Consider the following 20,512-nt stretch of genomic DNA (forward strand, 5'->3'; position numbering starts at 1 on the left):
TATACCTGTTTATTATTGAGATTAAATAAACCGCTTGATTATAAAGTCGACCTTTACACGCTTAGCTTGCCCAAGTAACTTTTTAACTGGCGAAGGATAATCGTCCATTGTTTCTAAATCCTGCGGCCCTGTCAGTCGACGACAGTGGGTTAAAATGGCTTTTTTCTCTTGCTCAATCTGTGGCAATATGCGTTGCTCAGGATCATCAATTAAAATACCATTCTCGATATCTAATCCCCACGCACGAGGGTTTAGATTATGACCACTCAATAAATGAGTACGATTATCTCTGCAAATTCCCTTCAAATGAAAAGAGTTGCTTTCATGCTTCCACAGATAGACATTTAAGTTGCCATTGACAATATGACGCTTTTGAGATTTTAAAAACTTATATAAAATCGTTTCATATAAATACGGTAATGCCCCAATTTTACTAAACGGCTCGCTGGGTGGAAGGTAAAAATCATTCGCCGTTTTATCGCCTACCACAATAGTCACTTGTTTACCTTGTTTTAATAATCGACGTAACGAACGCAGTAACGGCGCAGGAAAATTAAAATAAGGTGTGTACAGAACTAACTCTTGCTCTGTGGTATCAAACAAAGACTTTATTAAACGGTTTAGCTTATTACTACGGCGACCGAGGCCCAAAAATAGCCGAACCCCCAGTTGTGCAGAACTTGCTTCACTGGCACTGTTATAGCTGGCAGATTTAAGCTCTCGCATGAGCTGCTTTTGCGCTACTTTTATATCATTAAATTTTGTTAAGGGACGGCGATCGAGACGCGGGACAGCTTCAGAGCTCAGTAGGTACGTATGTATAAAATCAATAACCGAATTACATAAGCCAGCTTGATTAACAAGAAAATAACGGTCAAGGCGATATTTATCATCTTGTTGTAAGTAGACGTTGTTTAGGCTTGCTCCGCTGTAAAGCAAAGTGTCATCAATAACAAAACCTTTTAAATGTAGTACGCCAAATAGCTCTTTCGCCTTAACCGGCACACCATAAACTTGCACATTAGATTGAAACTCTTCAAGAAAGTCGCAATACATGCTGGCGTTACCCTCTGATTTTGCAGCGCCTATTAAACCTCGTTGCGCGCGATGAAAATCTACCAACACCTTTATATCTAATGCGGGATTAGCCAAAGATGCTTCATGTAAAGCGCTGAGTATTTCACGTCCTGCTTCATCATCTTGCAAGTACAACGCAGTAATATAAATTCTTTTTGTCGCTGTGCGAATTAGTCGTAATAACTCACTGCGATATTCTTTTGCATTGGTTAAGACTTTTATATCTTCTGTAGTCAGCCCAAATGCGGGCTTTTCCTGCCAAAATACCATAGTTGCCTGTTCGGTTGTTTAGCTCTTGTGTGTAAGCTAATATCAAAATTAGCTAAAACATACCAAAAAAAAATTGCTTGGTCATGAATAAACGTACTTTGTTGGTGCAATACATTGCTTTGTGATTATTTAATAACCAAAACCAAGCTTTAAACTCTACTAATAGAGTATTTACTTAATAAGTACGTACTGCTGTTTTGACTCGTATATTTACTTATACATACTTTTTAAGTAAGGATTATTTGACAGCTTTGCGATTTCTGCAAAAAAATAATCGGCCCTTTTGTTTACATCCGCCTTGTTTTTCTTAGAATCGGGCGCATTAACAATCGTATTAAAACGTATTTAGGAAAAACCATGACGAACGCAAAACATTGTAAACTTCTCATTCTAGGCTCTGGCCCTGCTGGTTACACCGCAGCTGTTTACGCTGCCCGTGCCAACCTTAATCCGGTTCTTATTACCGGCATTCAACAAGGTGGACAATTAACAACCACTACAGAAGTTGAAAACTGGCCGGGTGATGCTCATGGTCTAACGGGTCCTGCGTTAATGGATCGAATGAAAGAACATGCTGAGCGCTTTGAAACAGAAATTGTTTTTGATCATATTAACAAAGTAGATGTATCTAAACGCCCTTTCACATTAACTGGTGACTCTGGTACGTATACCTGTGACGCTCTTATTATTGCAACAGGTGCTTCGGCAAAATACTTAGGCTTAGAATCTGAAACGAACTTTCAAGGCCGTGGTGTTTCAGCGTGTGCAACCTGTGATGGTTTCTTTTATCGCGGTCAAAAGGTAGCGGTTGTTGGTGGTGGTAATACGGCTGTTGAAGAGGCGTTATACTTATCTAATATCGCAGAAGAAGTTCATGTAATTCATCGTCGTGACAGCTTCCGTAGTGAAAAAATCTTATCCGATCGCTTAAAAGAGAAAGCGCAGAACGGTAATGTAGTTTTACATTATAACCGTACTTTAGACGAAGTATTAGGCGATGAAATGGGTGTGACAGGTATCCGCATCAAAGCTACAGATTCGCAAGAAACAGAGAACCTTGACCTTGCTGGTGTGTTTATCGCAATCGGTCACAAACCAAATACCGACATGTTTGAAGGTCAGCTTGAAATGAAGGACGGCTATTTAGTTGTTGAATCTGGCTTAAACGGTAACGCAACACAAACAAGCGTACCAGGGGTGTTTGCTGCAGGGGATGTGTCTGATCACATTTACCGTCAAGCTATCACTTCGGCAGGTACAGGTTGTATGGCAGCACTTGATGCAGAGCGTTTCTTAGATAACCTATAATTTTTTTAATCTAACACAATAAATTTAGGGGCTGTTATCAACAGCCCCTTTTTTATAACTAAGATTTTGTTAAAATTAAGCTAAATAACAACGATAACGCAATATGATCAAGCAACTATACCAACTCTCAGCCGAGAGTGTTGATTTTCCAAACCCTGAATTTGCGCTTGACGAGCCAGATGGCTTATTAGCTATTGGTGGCGATTTATCCGTTGAACGCATCAAAAATGCTTACAAAAATGGCGTTTTTCCATGGTTTAGTGATTATGAGCCGATTATGTGGTGGTCGCCTAGTATGCGTGGTGTTATCGAGTTGGACGAATTTCACGTGAGTCGAAGTTTGAAAAAACATTTGAAGCGCACTCCTGTTCGCGTCACGGTCAACCAGGCGTTTGCACATGTTATCAATGCCTGTCGAGAGCAGCGCTTAGATGCTGAAGGTACGTGGATCACTGAACAAATGATGCATGCCTACATCGAAGCACATCATCAAGGTATCGCACATAGCCTTGAAATTTGGCAAGATAACCATTTGGTCGCTGGCCTTTATGGCATTATGCAAAACGGTATATTTTGTGGCGAATCAATGTTTCATCATACATCCAATGGTTCGAAGTTAGCTATGTGGGCGCTTGTGAATTGGTTAAAAAAACATAATGCACATTTTATTGATTGCCAACTTGAAAACCCTTATTTGATAACGCTAGGTGCAAAAGTTATCCCGCGGACTGAATTTTTAACTAGACTTAAACTAGCCCAACAATACGTACCAACATCGCACATGTGGCAACCGCAAGAGTTGATAAATATTTATGACTGAGCATTTACCCACTAGGCTAGGTTTGAGCCAGCAATTTGATTGCAGTTATTTACCAAACCGCCAAGAACAACTGTTAGTTATTCTTGATCCAAGCTGTTACTGTGCTGAGAAGTTTGAGCAACTACTCGCGCTAGGATTTAGGCGCAGTGGCGATCAAATTTATCGACCGCACTGTCCAGTATGTAATGCATGTAATTCTATTCGGGTGCTAGCACAATCGTTTCAACCCTCAAAATCACAAAAGCGTAAACTAAACAGAGCGAAAAAAATCTTTACTGTGAGTTATAGTGAGTATGAACGAGCAGACTATTACCCTCTTTACTGCAAGTACATAACGCAGCGCCATCAAGATGGCTCAATGTACCCACCAGAACAAAATCAGTACGAAAGTTTTTTGTTTTGTCAGTGGTTACCTATCACATTTATTGAGCTACGTGATGGCGACAAACTTGTCGCGGTAGCTGTTACTGATAATATGGATAATGCCGTCTCTGCTATTTATACGTTTTTTGACCCTGACTACGAATCGTACAGCCTCGGCAGTGTAATGATCATGCACCAAATAGAATTTGCAAAGCAACAACAAAAACAATTTGTCTACTTAGGTTATCAAATAGACGAATGTAATAAAATGAAATATAAAACCCAATTTTTGCCAGCACAAAAGCACATTGGCGATCAGTGGTTGGCGATTTAATTTACAAAATTAAGCCCTGTAGCTTTACTTATTGCTGTATTTTCGGCAAAATCTGCAGCGTTTAACTATTAAAGAGGTGTTACGCTAAACATGGCGAAAGAAGACGTAATCGAAATGCAAGGGACAGTCCTTGATACTTTACCAAATACAATGTTCCGAGTTGAGCTAGAAAATGGTCACGTTGTTGTGGCTCATATCTCTGGTAAAATGCGCAAAAACTATATCCGCATCTTAACTGGCGACAAAGTAACCGTAGAAATGACTCCTTACGATTTATCGAAAGGTCGCATCGTATTCCGTGCTCGCTAGTGCGTTAACGAGAGATTTAGCTTTTTGCTGCTTTGAATGAGCAGATGTGTTTATTACAAAGAGCTAAAAGCGTTTGTTAAATGGTGTTAAAACTAGTCTTAGTTTTAATTCCATTTAATAAACAAAAAGCCCAGCATTTGCTGGGCTTTTTGTTGCCTGTTTTAGGCTGTTTCTAAGCTTGTTTCATATTCAAAGTGAATTTTCTTATCCTTAACAGAGACTTTGACAGAGCCCCCATCTGATAACTCACCAAATAATATTTCATTAGCAAGTGGCTTTTTAAGCTCCTCTTGGATAACGCGAGCCATCGGACGCGCCCCCATAGCTTTGTCGTAGCCTTTATCAGCTAACAGCTCTCGTGCCTTAGAAGTCAGCTCCAAATTAACTGATTTCTTATCAAGTTGTGCTTGTAATTCAACAATAAACTTATCAACCACTTGAAGGATCACCTCTTTATCAAGATGGTTGAACCAAATAATATTATCTAAACGGTTTCTAAATTCTGGTGAGAATACCTTGTTAATTTCACTCATTGCATCGTGTGAGTGATCTTGCTCAGTAAAGCCTATTGATTTACGCACTGTCTCTTGCACACCTGCATTTGTGGTCATCACCAATACAACATTTCTAAAATCAGCTTTGCGGCCGTTATTATCAGTTAATGTACCGTGGTCCATAACTTGTAATAAAATGTTGTAAATATCAGGGTGTGCTTTTTCGATTTCATCAAGCAGCACCACTGCATGGGGGTTTTTGATAACCGCTTCAGTCAATAGACCACCCTGCTCAAAACCGACATAACCTGGAGGCGCACCAATTAAACGGCTAACTGCATGACGCTCAACATACTCAGACATATCAAAGCGAATAAACTCAACGCCCATACACTTAGCTAGTTGTTTAGTCACCTCTGTTTTACCAACCCCCGTAGGACCAGCAAATAAGAACGAGCCCACTGGTTTATCTTCATTCGCAAGACCTGAACGAGATAAACGGATAGCAGAGGTGAGCGCGTCAATTGACTGGTCTTGTCCAAACACTAACATTTTTAAGTTACGGTCAAGGTTTTTCAACGTCTCTTTATCACTTGAAGACACGCTTTGCTGTGGAATACGCGCCATTTTCGATACGATCAGTTCAATATCGGATACGCCAATCGTTTTCTTACGTTTTGATATAGGCTGTAAGCGCTGATTGGCTCCTGCCTCATCAATAACATCAATCGCTTTATCTGGTAAGTGACGTTCATTAATATATTTAGCACTTAGCTCTGCAGCTGCTTTGAGCGCTTTTTGTGTATAACGAATGCCATGATGTTCTTCATAACGCTCTTTCAAACCATTAAGAATCTTAGTGGTGTCTGAAACACTTGGCTCAAGAACATCAATTTTTTGAAAACGACGTACTAGTGCACGATCTTTTTCAAAGATATTTTTAAACTCGTTATAAGTGGTAGAGCCCATGCATCGCAGTTTACCACTTGAAAGTAGCGGTTTAATTAGGTTAGAAGCATCCATTACGCCACCTGATGCCGCTCCAGCACCGATGATGGTGTGAATCTCATCGATAAATAGAATAGACCCAGGTTTTGCTTGCAGCTCTTTGAGCAGTGATTTAAAGCGTTTCTCAAAATCACCGCGGTATTTTGTACCGGCCAGTAATGCACCCATATCAAGTGAATAAACAACCGCATCAGCAATTACTTCAGGCACTTCTTTGTTGACAATACGATAAGCAAGACCTTCAGCAATGGCCGTTTTACCTACCCCAGCTTCACCAACAAGCAGCGGATTATTTTTCTTACGACGACATAAAACTTGAACAGTACGCTCAACTTCACTGTCTCGCCCAACCAGTGGATCAATATTGCCATCAATCGCTTGTTGGTTGAGGTTTGTTGTGAAGTTCTCGAGCTTAGTCGGCTCTTCACCTTGAACTTCTTGTACCTCTTCATGGATATCATCATGGTCTTCACCGCCAATTTCATCATCAGCTTTGGAAATACCATGAGAGATAAAGTTGACTATATCAAGACGATTTACATCCGCTTTTTTCAGTAAATAGACTGCTTGGCTTTCTTGCTCAGAAAAGATAGCCACCAGCACGTTAACGCCAGTAACTTCATTTTTACCTGATGATTGTACATGGAATACAGCACGTTGCAGAACGCGCTGAAAACCTAACGTTGGTTGTGTTTCACGGTCTTCTTCTAAATCAGGAATAACAGGCGTCGTTTCATCGATAAATTCAGATAACTCGACTTTTAAAGTGCCCATATCTACGCCACACGCATTGAGCGCTTCTCCAGCAGAAGGGTTATCGAGCAGTGCAAGTAAAAGGTGCTCGACGGTCATAAATTCATGGCGGCGTGTTCTCGCTTCGCGAAACGCCGCATTTAAGGTTAGTTCTAAGTCTTTGTTTAGCATTGGCAACCCCTTACTGAGATAATATTTATATACCGTTGTGATGGGCTAAATGTTCACCCTACCTTGGTATTTATTCCTGCTCACAACTACATAGCAGTGGATGCTCGTTATCGCGTGCGTAACGATTAACCTGCTCAGCTTTGGTATGTGCAACATCGGCGCTATAAACACCGCAAATTGCTTTACCGTTATGATGAACCTGAAGCATCACATCTGTTGCTCTTTCGCTATCCATATTAAAAAACGTCATTAGTACTTCTATCACAAAGTCCATAGGCGTGTAATCATCATTATTCAAAATGACTTTATATTTTCGCGGTGGTTGCAGTTTTTGCTTCTCACTATCGCGAACCGTTTCAATAACACCAGAATCTTTCATGCCACTCATAATTAAATATAGTCTTGTCTTTAGAACTCAAGCAAACTTGAATAAAAAAATAAATAAATTGTTAAAAAATAGTTCAAAACACTTGACTGATTGACTAAATAAACTACAGTCAAAGATAGATTGATTAAACCTTAGTCAGTCTAGCAAATTACACGGTTTAGAATAACTAAATTAGTCAACTTATAGAAGGATGTAGAAGTATGGCTTGTGGAAAAGTCAAATGGTTCAACAATGCCAAAGGTTTTGGCTTCATCGTAGAAGACGGCAGCGAGACTGATATATTCGCTCATTACTCAACGATTGTAATGGACGGTTATAAAACACTTAAAGCTGGTCAAGATGTAACATTCGAATTGCAACAAGGTCCAAAAGGGTTACACGCAACGAATATTGCCCCTAACGATGAGCTATCTTAGGTAAAACCTGTTCGAGTACCAAGCGAGCGACCTTGTTAAGATCCTCGCTTACTTCTCTCCCCTAATGTTTCTGATATGACCTTGAAAATCTATTTTTCAACCCCACTTCTACTTTCATTAATAGCTATTTGACGACAAAATTGTTGAATTGTTATTAGCCCTTTAGAGTCAAGCTTGTTACACTCTTGTTGCTTAAATTTAGCGATTTAGTCAATTTTGACTAAGGCTAATGGCTAATTTTATTTTGTCAGCTATTAAGCTAAAAAATCTTACAGTCTGTCAGTTGTGACTATTTTGATAGCCAATATTAAGTAGTAACACCTAACAGACTGATTGCTATTTTATAGCAGTAAATTTGCATTGTTGAATATGGCTAATTAAGGGGGGGCTGTCCTCAGCTTAACCAACCATTACGCCAACTATCTAGGAATGATGATGACATCAAAAATTATCTATACTAAAACAGATGAAGCGCCAGCATTGGCAACATATTCATTGTTACCCATTATCCAAGCTTACACTAACGCAGCTGGTGTTGAAGTTGAGACGCGTGATATTTCATTAGCGGGCCGTGTAATTGCTAGCTTCCCAGAATACCTAACGGAAGAGCAACGCATTAATGATGCCCTAGCTGAATTAGGTGAAATGGCTAAAACACCTGAAGCCAACATTATCAAGCTGCCAAATATCAGCGCGTCAATTCCACAACTACGTGCCGTAATCAAAGAGCTACAAGAAAAAGGCTATGCCCTGCCTGACTATCCTTCTGAGCCAAAAACAGACGAAGAGAAAAAAGTTAAAGCAACTTACGACAAAATTAAAGGCAGTGCTGTAAACCCTGTACTCCGTGAAGGTAACTCTGATCGCCGCGCACCAAGCTCAGTGAAAGAGTATGCTCGCAATAATCCACACTCAATGGGTGCATGGAGCAAAGACTCTCAATCTTACGTTGCAAGCATGGAAGACGGTGACTTCTTTGGTTCTGAGCAATCAGTAACGGTAGCAGAAGCAACTGATGTACGTATTGAGCATGTTGCTGAAAATGGTGATATCACCGTTCTTAAAGCAAGCACACCATTACTCGCGGGTGAAGTAATTGACGCTTCTCGCATGAGTGCTGCTAAGCTTCAAGCTTTCCTTGCAAAAGAAATTCAAGCAGCAAAAGACAAAGGCGTGTTGTTCTCATTACACATGAAAGCAACGATGATGAAAGTGTCTGATCCAATCATCTTCGGTCACGCTGTTAAAGTATTCTTTAAAGACGTATTTACAAAACACGCAGATCTTTTCAAAGAGCTAGATGTTGACGTAAACAACGGTTTTGGCGATGTTTTCTCTAAAATTGAAAGTTTAGATGCTGCTAAAAAAGCAGAAATCGAAGCTGATATCCAAGCAGTTTATGACAACAACCCAGCTATTGCGATGGTTGACTCTGACCGTGGTATCACTAACCTTCATGTCCCAAGTGATGTGATCATCGATGCGTCAATGCCTGCTGCAATTCGTTCAAGCGGTCAAATGTGGAACAGCGAAGGCAAATTACAAGACACGAGCTTTGTCATTCCAGATCGTTGTTACTCAGGTGTTTACCAAGCAACTATCGACTTCTGTAAAGAACACGGTGCATTCGATCCAACAACAATGGGTAGCGTGCCTAATGTTGGCTTAATGGCTCAAAAAGCAGAAGAGTACGGTTCACATGATAAAACGTTTGAAGTAGCTGATGCCGGTACTATTCGTGTTGTTGACACAAATGGCAACACGTTACTTGAACACGCTGTTGAGCAAGGCGATATCTGGCGTATGTGTCAGGTGAAAGATGCACCAATTCAAGATTGGGTTAAGCTTGCAGTTAACCGTGCTCGTGCAACAGGCACGCCAGCAGTTTTCTGGTTAGACGAAAACCGCGCACACGATGCACAGTTAATCAAAAAAGTGAATGCATATTTACCAAACCATGATACTGATGGTCTAGACATTCGTATTCTTGCGCCACTAGAAGCAACTCAATTCTCATTAGAGCGCATCAAAGAAGGTAAAGACACAATTTCTGTTACGGGTAACGTTTTACGTGATTACCTAACTGACTTGTTCCCAATTCTTGAGCTTGGTACCAGTGCGAAAATGCTGTCTATCGTACCTCTTATGAATGGTGGTGGTTTATTCGAAACGGGTGCAGGTGGTTCAGCGCCTAAGCACGTTCAACAATTCGAAAAAGAAAACCACTTACGTTGGGATTCATTAGGTGAATTCTTAGCACTTGCTGCTTCTTTAGAACACCTAGCGGTTAATACTGGTAACAAGAAAGCACAAGTTCTTGCTGATACGCTAGACAAAGCAACAGGTACTTTCCTTGCTGAAAACAAATCACCTTCGCGTAAAGTGAAAGAGATTGATAACCGTGGTTCACACTTCTTCCTATCATTATTCTGGGCACAAGAACTTGCTGCACAAGATGATGACGCAGAATTAAAATCACAGTTCACACAAATCGCTGCTGATCTTGAGTCTCAAAAAGACCAAATCGTTAAAGAATTAAACGATGCGCAAGGCCCTGCGATGAATGTGGGTGGTTATTATCAGCCAAATGACGATGCGGCATTCAAAGCAATGCGTCCAAGCACGACATTTAATGATATTTTAGCTAAGTTTGTTTAGTTTTAATCTGTTATAAGGCGCTTGATAAGCGCCTTTAACTGATATGAAAAAGGCCGCATTGCGGCCTTTTTAGTTTGTTAGCTAATGCGCTTATTTTGTATAAGCTCGAGGCATAGCTGAATCTGTTGTGTAACGCTCACGTAGTTTATCTTGACGCGCTTCGGTAGAAACCTCTTCACCATTGATCCACATTTTGCTCACGTGTGAGTTAAGCTCAAAAGGATCGGCAGACCACATAACGAGGTTGGCACGTTTACCTGTTGCAATAACACCGGAATTCAGCCCAAATACATCGGCAATATTACTCGTTACTGCACTCAAAGCACCCTGTTGAGTCATACCGTAAGATACAGCGTTACCTGCATCAAAACGTAATTGGTATACATTGTGGCTTGAGTCACCGGCAACACCAATAATCACTTTGACACCGGCCTTTTCAAGCTTACCTGCATTAGCAAGGTTTGCATGTAATGAGTCAAAGCTCCCTGGTAAGTTAGCCATTGAACTGATGATCACGGGCACATTAGCTTTTGCTAGCGTATCCGCAACTACAACAGCATCATCACCGCCATGAATCACTAAATTAATACCATAGGTTTCTTTTAGCTTAACAAGTGAATAAATATCTGACGCGCGTTGAACACTAGCAATCAGCGGCATGTCACCAGCAAGCACTGCTGCTAGCACTTTTTGCTCTGTTGAAGGCTCTTTTTTGTCATCTTTTTTAGCTGACTTTTCACCTTCAAGCTTATCGATAAGTGTTTTCATTGACATTGCACGAGAGCCCTTGCTCTTTTCACCTAGGTGAACAACAAGTGCAACTTGCTTTTTATTAACACTTTCAAAACTACCCGATAAATCAACCACAGATGCAAGGCCAGCAAAGATACTTTCACCGCCATTAGGGACAATTACATCTTGAGTAATGCCACCTTTGCGGGCATAAGGAATTAAGCTGCTACGTGGGTTAAACGCAAGACTTGGGTCAAAATCGATAGTTGCTTTATCATCGCTTCCGTCACGTGAGCCTGCAACAGCACCCACCTCAACTAAGCCAAGTTGGTTCATTGTGCCGATAAACCCAGCAGTTACGATTTGGCCTTTTGCGTCAATAGTTGTATCTGCGTTGATAGATGTCGGGTTAATTGCAACAATTTTGTCACCATCAATAACAACGCTTGCGCCTTCTAGCACACCTTGCTCTGTTGAAGTGTGTAATGTTGCATTTACAATTGCCACAGATGCAGCACTTGCTGTCGCAGAAAATAAGCCAGCAGCAACAAGTGACAGCTTTAATGATTTAGTTAATTTTGTCATCAATGTTACTCCTATTTTTGACCTAGCATGAAATCACTTTGTGCTTGGTATTTATCATCGTTACGATCATAAACTTTGGCACCATCGATAAATACTTGCTCAGCTTTTGCATACACACTAAATGGGTTTTGATTCCAGATAACAACATCAGCTTGTTTACCAGATTCAAGTGATCCTGTTTTGTCATCGATACCCAGCGATTTAGCCGCATTTGAGGTGATCCACTTAATTGCATGTTGTTCAGAGATGTCATAGCCAACATCGTTTGCGCGATACATAACTTTACCAGCTTCTTGGTTTAGACGTTGAATGGTAGTATCCGAGTCTGAATGAACAACAGCACATGAGTTTTTAACTGCATCGACAATTGCCACGTTCTCCTGAACCATGTCATAGGCTTCCATCTTAAAACCCCACCAATCTGGCCAAAGTGCTGCACAGTTACCGTTTTCAGCGAGTAAATCAGCTATTTTGTATGCTTCGACACCGTGATGGAAAGTACCTGAGTGATAGCCAAATTCTTTGCCAAGGTCAATCATCATGGCCATTTCTTCTGCTTTATAGCAATGGTTATGAATGAGTATGTCGCCCTCAAGTACACCTGCTAGGGTATCTAGCTTAATGTCACGATGTGGTACTTCTGGGTTCTTACCCGCGTCATAATCACTGTCGTATTTATCCCATTGACGTTTATATTCAGCGGCTTCAATCCATGCTGTACGATACCCTGCCATATTCCCCATACGCGTAGATGGCAAAACACCTTTGCTACCATAAACACGTTTCGGGTTTTCGCCACACGCCATTTTTAAACCATAGGGTGCATCAGGAAATTTCATACCTTGCATTGTATGCGAAGGAACATTTTTAAGGGTTACACCACGACCACCAATCAAGTTTGCTGAGCCTGGTAGAATTTGTAATGACGTAATACCGCCCTCACGAGCACGATTAAAACCAGGATCTTGTGGCCAAACAGAGTGCTCAACCCACACCTCTGCAGTCACAGGGCTGGTCATTTCATTACCATCTTGGTGAGATGCCACTGATGGGGTTGGGTATGCACCTAAATGTGAGTGAACATCTATAATCCCAGGTGTTACCCATTTACCTTGTGCATCAATTGTTGTATCAGCTTGAACACTTAACCCCTTACCAACTTGTTGTACTTTACCGTCAACAAAATAGACATCAGCCTCGTCTAAACGCTCACCGGTTCCTGTTAATACAGTCGCATTGGTGATAAGGGTACTCGTTGAAGCAAGTGGCTTATAAGTGCTTGGATATGGATTTTTATTAATTGAGACTCTTGGGTCTTGTGGGCCATTATCTTGACAGCCGGCTAACACGACACCAAGCGCAATGACCAACACTGATGGAGCAAATTTTTGCATTATGTTGTTTCTCCTTTTTATTATTCATTTACTTTAACTAAATGTTAATTTTAATGCGAACAAAAGAGGCTAATCACCATTTATTAAGATGAATAACGAACCTGAGCTAGACTACTTTTTTATATAGTTAATATAAAGCTGCTCCAATGCCCCTTCAGTTGTTAACGTTGGATCTTTATTGATGAAATGTTTCACTGTTCGGGTAACAAAATCAGAGTTTTGTTTGTGTTGCTTAGCAAAACTTTTTATTAAGGTGTCTGCGTCACTGGCAGCGGTTACTCTATCATGGCGATGCCTGTATTGGCTTAAAGCACGGTTAAAATCACCGTTATAATCTTCTACCACCAGCTTATAAAATTCACTTCGATCGACACCTAGATCATTAATGCAATAATTGAGTGCGTCTTTAAAGTCATAAAATGTCTTACCTTGGACATCAAATTCTGCACGTTTTTCGCGTACAGTGACGCTGGCATCTTCAGTCGCGTAACTATAACCTTGAAAAGCTAAACGCTCAGCCGCCTCTGCACCTAGCTTCATACCGGCCCGAATACTATGAACAAACTCATCACTCATATCATCAAGTTCACTTTCATGCCACATATGGAAAATGCGTAGTGCCTTAGCGTACTTGGTTGTTATTTTCTTTTTCACTTTTACAAAACGTGCATCAATAGTGAGTACACGTTCATTATGCAGTAACGCAAAGCATTCATAGCAGGCTGGAATAGAGATAAACTCAGCGTCCTCTCCTAGATCAACAATACTTTGCAGCATATGCAGTGGCGGACAATAATCACGCTCAGTTGCTTCACAGCCGCAGTAGAAACACTGATTAAAGTGTTTTGAGTTTACTGCATAAGCTTGTTGATAATAGCCAGATAGTTTTTTAGTCACTTATTCTCCTCACGTTTTAATCGGCGTTGTAAAACTGATTTAGCGCTAGTGTAAATACTCAAATGTAAGTATGAAGTAAAAACCATACATTAAACCCATCGCCATTTCGCTTTTTCAATTCAAAGGCAGAAATACTTTTCGTTAATTGTGTCAAAAGTAATACTTAATATACTAATTTTTCAGTGGGTTAGTTTAATTTATACATATCTTCATACTTACTTACATCTTATCGATTTTCATTAACAGCAACCAGATAAAGATACGTTAATAATTAAGGTGTTCTAACCAAATGGGATAAACATTCAAACCCTTTAATCGCTAAGACATCAACCGGAGAGAAATATGAATACGTTAACAACACTTGGAACAGCGCTTATTATTGGCTCATCTGTGATTACTTTTGATACAAGTGCAGCGCAATTTGTAGCTGCAGATGATTCACCTGGCACGCAAACGTGTATGGCAATTGCGTCAAACAATCGTTTAGATCTTGTGCATAAAATGCGAGACTTAGGCATCAATAGGCGTGTAATTTCAGACAAGCTTCTATGTAATAATATGTCTACTGCAAAATTTGCGAGTATCTATGGCTTCAATAAGACAGCAAAGTATCTAAAATTAGAATCGACCCAAACGAGCATTCATGACTTGGCAAAAACAACTGATGACACTGTTATTGTTATTGCCGGCTCTAAATAAAAGCCACTGAGCAACAGCTTTTATATACCTGTTGCTCACCTTTAAATAAGTGCTGCTAGTAAGCCAAATAGGCCTCCAAAAACGCCACCCCAAATCACTAACCAACCTAAATGCTCTTTAATCATTGTTTGAATAATATTTTTTACCATTGTGGGTGTAAGCTCATTTAAACGATCATCCACTAGCGCTTCAACTGTCGTATGTAGTGAGCTACCAATATGCGAACTAGCAAACAGTTTTTCATCTAAAATCGCTTTAAACTCATCACTATGTGAAATGTCAATCACCGCCTCTTTCATTTTCACGATGAACGGCTCACGCATTGGCTCTAAAGCTTCTCGGCCACCGAACATTCCTAACATACTGCCAAATTGAGAAGCTTCAATCACTTCGATTAATGAGTCATAAGCGGGGCTCAGGTTCACATGTGCTATCACAGGCTCAAGGTCAATATTGGGCTTTGCCATTGCCATTACTTGGTCAATTTTTTGCTCAGTAAAGAACTCTGTCATAACCAAGTTTTTAATCGCCACTTTAAACGATTCAAATTTAATTGTTATAACACCAGAACCATATAAAAACGGGACCTTTTCAAACAACATATGAATTGCAACCCAGTTTGTTACAGCGCCCGACAAGGCAAACAAACCCACTGATAAAACAATTTCATTGTCTAGCAAGAAGCCCAACAATACTAAAATCGCAGCGACAAGATTAGTCACAAGACTTTTGTTCATTCAATTCCCCAGAAAATCTTATTAATCTTGATAATATTAACGCTATGGGTTTGTTAATTCACTGTCTTTTTGCCATAGTTTAATTAGATGGTCAAAAGGTGAGCAAAACCTATGTGGAATTCAGTGAATGAGCAAATCAGCCAAGCAATGCACTTTGACTTTAAACATACTTTCAAACGCCAATTGCAATCACCTAATAACGATAAATACTTTGAACTTGCCAATGATTCACATCGTTACTTTGTCAAAGTTGCACATGTCAGTGAATTAGATCGCCTCGAATGTGAAGCATTTAATCTTAAACTTCTAACCCAAGAAAGCCTGTTCATGATTCCAGACTGCATCACAGTTGGCAGTAATATTGAGTTTTCATTTATAGTGCTTGAGTGGCTTGAACACGACAAACAACCTCATGATTGTTGGCACATTATGGGGGAACACTTAGCAAACTTACATAAAAAACACACACAAGCCATGTTTGGCTATGATAATGACAACTTTTTAGGTCCGACAGTGCAACCGAATAGATGGCATAAAAAGTGGGATGTATTTTTTGCTGAGGAGCGCATTGGTTGGCAACTTCAATTGCTTCAAGAAAAAGGTATAGAGCTCGTTAATCAAGATATGTTTATTGCTTTTATAAAAGACATGCTACACGGCCATCTAGTAGAGCCATCTTTGCTACACGGTGATTTTTGGCGCAGGAACATGGGATTTATTCATGCTGTTCCAAGCATTTACAATCCTGCCTGTTATTATGGTGATCGGGAATGCGATATTGCCATGAGTGAGTTATTCGCCCCGCTCCCAGACGCGTTCTACAGTGCATACGATAGCCAGTACCCGCTACAAAATGGTTATCAGCAACGCAAACAAATTTATCAACTTTACCCTATTTTAAATAATGCGAATATTTTTGCTGGTCACTATCTGACTGAAGCTAAACAACAAATTAATTTACTCCTTAAATAATCTCCTTGCCGCTGTAAAGCAAATGTCATAAATGCAAAATCAGAACTATAATTTGCCTTAGAACATGTTCAAATACAGGTGCTAGCCACTTGTTTATTAGCTGGCTAGTAAGTTATATCAATCGTATTAAATATAAATTCATTTTTGATGGGTTAGAGTTTAATAAAGATTGCAATTTAACTAATTCAGGCATGCCTGATTAAGGTAAAAGCTGATGAAAAATCATTTCACACAACGTATTTCATGCCCTCATTGCGGTCACCATATTCATGTTGCACTAGATGCCAGTGATGGTGACCAAGATTACTATGAGGATTGCAGTGCATGCTGCAACCCTATTCATTTAAACATGCATATAGATTACGCACAGAACAAACTAGAGTTGCATGTTGATAGTGATGATGAACAAATTTTTTAATTTGCTTGCCGAGCCAAGTAGTTCTCAACAGTGTTGATGATAGTGTAGGTTTGCTGATCAACTTCGATATTGAGCCTATCACCAACACTATATCTATCTAAATTTGTAATAGCGAGAGTCTCTGGGATAAGGTGCAACCAAAAGCCCTTCTCATCGACCTCTCCTACTGTAAGACTTGCGCCATTTACACTTACAAAGCCCTTATATAAAACATACTTTTGCCAAGTGCTTTGTATTGCCAATTGGATTTTGCAGTTATCTTGTGTATGTTCAATAGCTAAAATTTCCGCCATGGTATGAATGTGACCAGACACTACATGACCACCAAGTTCTGTGCCAAAGGTCATAGAACGTTCAAAGTTGACCATATCATTTACTTTTAAAAGGCCTAAATTGGTTAACTTAAGGGTTTCATCTATTACATCGAAACTAATTATGGTGTTTTCTTGTGATACCTTTTCAAACTTTACAACCGTTAAACAACACCCATTGATAGCAATACTTGCACCAATTGCTAGGTTATTAGCATAAGCGTCCTTAACTTTTAAAGTAAGCCTTAAAACACCTTCTTGGTTTGCTATATGTTCAACTAACGCTTGGGTCTGTACAATTCCGGTAAACATAGATGTACCTTCTTTTCTTCACTAAATAAGTAACAGCGATTTTTATTGATCTATGAATAGATTACAATGGCTGCCTGTTTATTTAGTCGTGTATTTTATGTCTTTTTGTAGTTGGGAAGCCAAACGGTTAATTTCTCTAGCCATCCCTGTATTTTTGGCACAAGTTACCCTTATTTTGATGACGGTGGTAGACACTATTATGGCAGGGCAAGTTAGTGCGACTGATCTCGCTGCATTGTCTATCGCTACAGGTATTTGGAATCCACTAATGCTGGCATTACAAGGCATTCTATTAGCCCTTACGGGGATTATTGCTCAATTTGCTGGCTCCAACGACAAACAAGGGATTAGTCATTATTTTCAACAAGGCTTATACCTAGCGCTGGTATTGAGTGTTATTGGACTGGGGCTTGCCAGCCTTACTGACATAGTGCTGGTTCAGTTAAATACATCACCTGCAATTTTAACCCTATCAGAGCAATACATTTATTTTGTTAAGTGGGGGATTTTTGGCTTTTTACTATTTAGCGTATACCGGAATATAACCGAAGGTATGGGCATGACTAAGCCAGCTTTTTATATCAGTTTAATTGGCTTAGCAGTGAATATTCCGGCTAATTATATATTCATTCATGGAAAATTAGGCTTTGAGGCCTATGGCGGTGCTGGTTGTGGCATCGCGACCGCCCTAGTATTCAGCGCAATGGCGTTAACACAAGTTATATACTGCCACTTCAGTAAAAAAATTAATGCCAAATCATTGTTAGCAAACTTTGCCTTACCTAAAGTAACGACTATGTGGACAATTACAAAAGTGGGTATTCCAATTTCATTGGCAACTTTTTTTGAAGTGACTCTATTTGCGTGTATTCCTTTATTCATAGCGCATCTAGGGGCTGTTGCTGTAGCGGGTCACCAAATTGCTGCCAGTGTCACAACGTTGTTATTCATGATGCCGCTGAGCTTATCTATTGCGATTAGTATTCGCATTGGAAACCTATTTGGCCAAAAGCATTACGATCAACTTAAAAATGCTGTTAAAACCAGCTATATTTTAGCCGCAATAATTGCCTTTATATTAGCCACTGTGACTTTTTTTGCACGTGATGTGATAAGTCAATTATATTCTGATAACCCTGAAGTGCTCGCGCTTGCTTCATCAATCATGGTGCTTGCTTGTATCTATCAATTACCTGATGCACTACAGGTATCGGCTAATGGTATTTTGCGAGGATTAAAATACACTGCCCCCATTGGCTATATCACCTTTATATCTTACTGGTTGATCGGCTTTGCTCTTGGCTACGTACTTGCTCGTACAGATTTAATAGTGTCAGCAATGGGCCCACACGGCTTTTGGATTGGAATTATTGTAGGTTTAAGTGCTGCAGCTATTATGTTGATGTTTACAGTACATTGGCGATTTAACCATGCACCTTTTAAAAATGCCTAAAATTTTTTTGAAGCTCACTGTGATTACGGTGAGCTTCCTCGTCGTTGCTTGCTCTGAGTCTTCGGGAGAACTAAATCAAACCTATGCACAGAGGCTACACAATGTTCTTAAATTTAACGATTTTGAGCTAAAAAAGCCGACGACTTTCCCTGTTCAACATGACAAAGTCGATGCACATAATAGTACCACCATTGGCATGCTTGAGCTTGCTCAGCTTCAACAGTGTAAACTTGCAACCCTCATCGCTGAACACAACAATCAACTTGGCAAAACCGCTTCAGCTGCAAATATATTGAAATACCAAATAGATTTTATACAAAGTGCAAATACTTGCTTAGTAACCCTTGAGCAAAATGATGAGCTTTATAAAAAAATAGCATTCACAGCAGAGCAAAAAACAATCGCCCTGCCTACTTTTTTTAAAGCTATGCTCAACAACGAACCAGAATTTAAACAAACTTGGCAGCTAACATCTGTACACCTTGCAGAAGATACCGCGGGTTTTACTGAGACAGAACAGGCGATGAAAGAATTTGCCAAACTTGCTAAGCAGATAAATTCAGGTAATGTAAAAAATGTAGATACTGAGTCAATTGTTAAAAACTTACAGGTTTTGAACCAGTTCAATTACAATAAACTTTTAATATCAGCAGCAAGGACACAGATTAGTTATAATAACCAACTAACAAAACTTTTAACTCAGTTTTCAAGTAACGAGTTATGCCCTCTCAATAAAAATAAACAAAAAGCACGCACATTAAGTAATATCTTTAAAAAGTTTTATTTGCAGCAACTACAGCCCTATCAGTCATTTTTGACAGGTAAGCTAGAAGCTCTACAACCACTTTACCTGCAAGTGTGGGATGATACCTCAATGCATCATTATGTATCTGTTTCTGGCGAACATGCTATTTTAGAGCAGCTAAAGCAATCAGCAAAGAGCCACGTACAATGGTGGCAAAACTTTTATAAAGAGTGTGAAATTAGTCCGTTATGAATAAAAAAACAGCACTTAACACAAAAATAGCTAAACCTGCTTGATTCACACAACTAGTCGCTATATATTAGCCTCCGTTGTTTAGCCAAACAGACAACAATTTTATATCAAAATACAACCGTAGCTCAGTTGGTTAGAGCACTACCTTGACATGGTAGGGGTCGGTGGTTCGAATCCACTCGGTTGTACCATGATATAGGTATAACCAAAGGAAAAAGCACTACCACTCTTAACGGCCCAGTCCAAAGGTCGGTGGTTCGAATCCACTCGGTTGTACCAAAACATTTAATCTCTTCAGAATTAAATGCCTGTACGACCGTAGCTCAGTTGGTTAGAGCGCTACCTTGACATGGTAGAGGTCGGTGGTTCGAATCCACTCGGTCGTACCAATTCTCTATTTCAGCGGTTTCATCTAAAAAAATAATTAACTCAGTTGGTTAGAGCGCTACCACTCTCTATGACCCGTGCCAAAGTCGGTGGTTCGAATCCACTCGGTCGTACCAATTCTCTATTTCAGCGGTTTCATCTAAAAATAAATAATTAGCTCAGTTGGTTAGAGCGGTACCACTCTGTATGACCCGTGCCAAAGTCGGTGGTTCGAATCCACTCGGTCGTACCAATTCTCTATTTCAGCGG

Annotated in this window: 19 protein-coding genes and 2 tRNA genes; 13 read left to right on the plus strand and 8 right to left on the minus strand. The window is 39.9% G+C overall.

Translation table 11 applies throughout. The features are described from left to right. Positions 1-21: 21 nt before the first annotated feature. Positions 22-1,347, minus strand: a complete 1,326-nt coding sequence (gene pssA, locus L3Q70_RS08950) for a CDP-diacylglycerol--serine O-phosphatidyltransferase (protein WP_062569180.1) — start codon at positions 1,345-1,347, stop codon at positions 22-24. 357 nt (positions 1,348-1,704) lie between these two features. On the opposite strand from pssA, the gene trxB reads away from it, so the two are divergent. The 4 genes from trxB (at position 1,705) to infA (ending at position 4,481) form a co-directional block, all read left to right on the plus strand. Further along, positions 1,705-2,655 (plus strand): thioredoxin-disulfide reductase, encoded by a 951-nt coding sequence (trxB, locus tag L3Q70_RS08955; RefSeq protein WP_062569181.1) that lies wholly within the window; start codon positions 1,705-1,707, stop codon positions 2,653-2,655. A 103-nt stretch (positions 2,656-2,758) separates the two neighbouring features. Continuing rightward, positions 2,759-3,475 carry a leucyl/phenylalanyl-tRNA--protein transferase gene (gene aat / locus L3Q70_RS08960; RefSeq protein ID WP_062569182.1) on the plus strand — a complete coding sequence of 239 codons (717 nt, stop codon included), beginning with the start codon at positions 2,759-2,761 and terminating at the stop codon, positions 3,473-3,475. Further along, positions 3,468-4,172, plus strand: coding sequence for an arginyltransferase (locus L3Q70_RS08965; RefSeq protein ID WP_193988871.1), 705 nt, complete (start codon positions 3,468-3,470; stop codon positions 4,170-4,172). Before aat ends, L3Q70_RS08965 begins: the two co-directional genes overlap by 8 nt. A gap of 90 nt (positions 4,173-4,262) precedes the next feature. Beyond that, complete coding sequence (gene infA / locus L3Q70_RS08970) at positions 4,263-4,481, plus strand: translation initiation factor IF-1 (RefSeq protein WP_002962494.1); 219 nt, start codon at positions 4,263-4,265, stop codon at positions 4,479-4,481. Between the two features lie 161 nt (positions 4,482-4,642). On the opposite strand, the gene clpA is transcribed toward infA, so the two are convergent. Next, complete coding sequence (clpA, locus tag L3Q70_RS08975; RefSeq protein ID WP_237114127.1) at positions 4,643-6,907, minus strand: ATP-dependent Clp protease ATP-binding subunit ClpA; 2,265 nt, start codon at positions 6,905-6,907, stop codon at positions 4,643-4,645. Positions 6,908-6,977: 70 nt separating this feature from the next. Beyond that, complete coding sequence (gene clpS / locus L3Q70_RS08980; protein WP_193988873.1) at positions 6,978-7,286, minus strand: ATP-dependent Clp protease adapter ClpS; 309 nt, start codon at positions 7,284-7,286, stop codon at positions 6,978-6,980. A 209-nt stretch (positions 7,287-7,495) separates the two neighbouring features. Between clpS and cspD the strand changes: the two genes are divergently transcribed. Both cspD and L3Q70_RS08990 read left to right on the plus strand, forming a co-directional pair. Beyond that, a complete protein-coding gene (cspD, locus tag L3Q70_RS08985; RefSeq protein ID WP_062569186.1) occupies positions 7,496-7,711 on the plus strand; it encodes a cold shock domain-containing protein CspD in 216 nt (71 codons plus the stop codon). A gap of 435 nt (positions 7,712-8,146) precedes the next feature. Beyond that, entirely contained in the window at positions 8,147-10,369 is a 2,223-nt protein-coding gene (locus tag L3Q70_RS08990) for an NADP-dependent isocitrate dehydrogenase (protein ID WP_237114128.1), read from the plus strand. A 90-nt stretch (positions 10,370-10,459) separates the two neighbouring features. Here L3Q70_RS08990 and L3Q70_RS08995 read toward each other — a convergent pair whose 3' ends face one another. The 3 genes from L3Q70_RS08995 to L3Q70_RS09005 all read right to left on the minus strand — a co-directional run bounded on the left by L3Q70_RS08995 (position 10,460) and on the right by L3Q70_RS09005 (position 13,977). Beyond that, complete coding sequence (locus L3Q70_RS08995; protein ID WP_193988875.1) at positions 10,460-11,686, minus strand: amidohydrolase family protein; 1,227 nt, start codon at positions 11,684-11,686, stop codon at positions 10,460-10,462. Between the two features lie 11 nt (positions 11,687-11,697). Further along, complete coding sequence (locus L3Q70_RS09000; RefSeq protein WP_062569189.1) at positions 11,698-13,080, minus strand: amidohydrolase; 1,383 nt, start codon at positions 13,078-13,080, stop codon at positions 11,698-11,700. 111 nt (positions 13,081-13,191) lie between these two features. Beyond that, positions 13,192-13,977, minus strand: a complete 786-nt coding sequence (locus L3Q70_RS09005) for a hypothetical protein (RefSeq protein WP_062569190.1) — start codon at positions 13,975-13,977, stop codon at positions 13,192-13,194. Positions 13,978-14,319: 342 nt separating this feature from the next. Here L3Q70_RS09005 and L3Q70_RS09010 point away from each other — a divergent pair, with 342 nt between their 5' ends. Next, entirely contained in the window at positions 14,320-14,676 is a 357-nt protein-coding gene (locus tag L3Q70_RS09010; RefSeq protein ID WP_062569191.1) for a DUF3718 domain-containing protein, read from the plus strand. Between the two features lie 41 nt (positions 14,677-14,717). Here the strand turns inward: L3Q70_RS09010 and L3Q70_RS09015 are convergent, their stop codons facing one another. Next, complete coding sequence (locus tag L3Q70_RS09015) at positions 14,718-15,413, minus strand: DUF445 domain-containing protein (protein ID WP_193988877.1); 696 nt, start codon at positions 15,411-15,413, stop codon at positions 14,718-14,720. Positions 15,414-15,524: 111 nt separating this feature from the next. On the opposite strand from L3Q70_RS09015, the gene L3Q70_RS09020 reads away from it, so the two are divergent. Continuing rightward, positions 15,525-16,385: a fructosamine kinase family protein gene (locus tag L3Q70_RS09020; RefSeq protein WP_062569193.1), complete on the plus strand. Its 861-nt coding sequence runs from the start codon at positions 15,525-15,527 to the stop codon at positions 16,383-16,385. Positions 16,386-16,599: 214 nt separating this feature from the next. After that, on the plus strand, positions 16,600-16,803 hold the full coding sequence (locus L3Q70_RS09025) for a CPXCG motif-containing cysteine-rich protein (RefSeq protein ID WP_062569194.1): 204 nt from the start codon (positions 16,600-16,602) through the stop codon (positions 16,801-16,803). Here L3Q70_RS09025 and L3Q70_RS09030 read toward each other — a convergent pair. Beyond that, positions 16,800-17,426, minus strand: coding sequence for a riboflavin synthase subunit alpha (locus L3Q70_RS09030; protein ID WP_237114129.1), 627 nt, complete (start codon positions 17,424-17,426; stop codon positions 16,800-16,802). The genes L3Q70_RS09025 and L3Q70_RS09030 overlap by 4 nt on opposite strands. A 97-nt stretch (positions 17,427-17,523) precedes the next feature. On the opposite strand from L3Q70_RS09030, the gene L3Q70_RS09035 reads away from it, so the two are divergent. The 4 genes from L3Q70_RS09035 to L3Q70_RS09050 all read left to right on the plus strand — a co-directional run bounded on the left by L3Q70_RS09035 (position 17,524) and on the right by L3Q70_RS09050 (position 20,265). Continuing rightward, entirely contained in the window at positions 17,524-18,879 is a 1,356-nt protein-coding gene (locus L3Q70_RS09035) for an MATE family efflux transporter (RefSeq protein WP_062569196.1), read from the plus strand. Then, the gene (locus tag L3Q70_RS09040) at positions 18,872-19,876 is read left to right on the plus strand and encodes a DUF3080 family protein (protein WP_237114130.1); all 1,005 of its coding nucleotides are present in this window, start codon (positions 18,872-18,874) and stop codon (positions 19,874-19,876) included. Before L3Q70_RS09035 ends, L3Q70_RS09040 begins: the two co-directional genes overlap by 8 nt. A 114-nt stretch (positions 19,877-19,990) precedes the next feature. Then, positions 19,991-20,067, plus strand: a tRNA-Val gene (locus tag L3Q70_RS09045). A 121-nt stretch (positions 20,068-20,188) separates the two neighbouring features. Continuing rightward, positions 20,189-20,265: transfer RNA gene (locus L3Q70_RS09050), tRNA-Val, on the plus strand. Positions 20,266-20,512: the final 247 nt, after the last annotated feature.

Origin of the sequence: Pseudoalteromonas sp. CF6-2 (assembly GCF_021729425.1) — a bacterium.
GTDB classification, from domain to species: Bacteria; Pseudomonadota; Gammaproteobacteria; order Enterobacterales; family Alteromonadaceae; genus Pseudoalteromonas; species Pseudoalteromonas arabiensis.